Raw genomic sequence first — 1,309 nt, forward strand, 5'->3', positions numbered from 1 at the left:
TGAACTGGCCCCCATTTCGACCGGACACCTGGGCTTGACCCAGGAGGCTTAGGGATAGCCCTGAGCACATGCTTATGTCTGAGATTGAAATCATCACCGACGGTGGCCGCCGTCGCCGTTGGTCTGCCGCGGAGAAGGTGCGGATCGTCGAGGAGACGTTGTATGCCGGCGAGAGCATTTCCGCGGTCGCCCGCCGTAATGGCGTTGCGCCCAATCTCCTCTATCGTTGGCGTCGGCTGATGCTGGATGGAGGGAGTGTCGCGGTGGCTGGCGACGACGACGTGACAAGCAACCGGACGGTCCGGCAGATGGAGGAACGCATCCGGGAGCTGGAACGCCAGCTCGGGCGCAAGACGCTCGAAGCGGAGATCCTCCGAGAGGCACTGGAGAAAGCGCAGTCAAAAAAACGGACGTTGCATGCGCTGTCGTCGCTGAAGGACGGTTCCCGGTGAAGGCCGTGGCTGACACCCTGGGCGTTTCCCGGTCGAACCTGCATGAGCGGTTGAACGGGAGCGCGAAGCCGCGTCGGAGCTATCACAAAGCTCAAGACGCGGCGTTGCTGCCACGTATCCAGCGGCTGGTGGCGGCGCGCCCGACCTACGGATACCGACGGATCGCGGCGCTGCTGAACCGGGAACTTCGGGCCGCGGGTCTGGCCCCTGCCAACCACAAGCGCGTCTACAGGATCATGAAGAACAGCAACCTGCTGCTCGAGCGCTCCGGGATGGAACGGCCCGAGCGCACTCACGACGGCAAGGTGATCATGATCCGCTCCAACCTCCGTTGGTGCAGTGATGGTCTGGAGTTCACCTGCTGGAACGGCGACATCGTCCGGGCCGCTTTCCTCATCGATGCCCACGACCGGGAGATCATCGCCTGGCGGGCCGTCGTCAATGCCGGGATCAGCGGTTCCGACGTTCGGGACATGCTGCTGGAGGCCGTCGAGAAACGCTTCTGTACTCACAGTGCGCCGGAGGTGATCGAGCTCCTGTCCGACAACGGCAGCGCCTACACGGCGAAAGACACCCGCATCTTTGCCCGACAGCTCGGCCTCAAACCCTGCTTCACGCCGGTGAAGAGCCCGCAGTCGAACGGCATCTCGGAGGCATTCGTCAAGACGCTCAAGCGCGACTACGTTCGCGTCAATCCACTGCCGGACGCCGAAACCGTCCTACCCTTGCTGGACACCTGGATCGAGGATTACAACGACAACCACCCACACTCCGGCCTGAAATGGCGCTCGCCCCGCGAGTTCATAAGGGCCCAAACCGAAACCGCGTAGGTGTCCGGTCAAATGGGGGCAAGTTCA

At 62.9% G+C, this 1,309-nt stretch carries 1 protein-coding gene; it reads left to right on the forward strand.

From position 1 onward, the window contains the following. The first annotated feature begins 74 nt into the window (after positions 1–74). A protein-coding gene (locus CHB86_RS24080) for an IS3 family transposase (protein ID WP_245838350.1) occupies positions 75–1,282 on the forward strand; the annotation gives its coding sequence in 2 pieces (ribosomal slippage) (positions 75–399 and positions 399–1,282; 1,209 coding nt in all). Positions 1,283–1,309 lie beyond the last annotated feature (27 nt).

The organism is Tropicimonas sediminicola (assembly GCF_900188335.1).
Taxonomy (GTDB): Bacteria; Pseudomonadota; Alphaproteobacteria; order Rhodobacterales; family Rhodobacteraceae; genus Tropicimonas; species Tropicimonas sediminicola.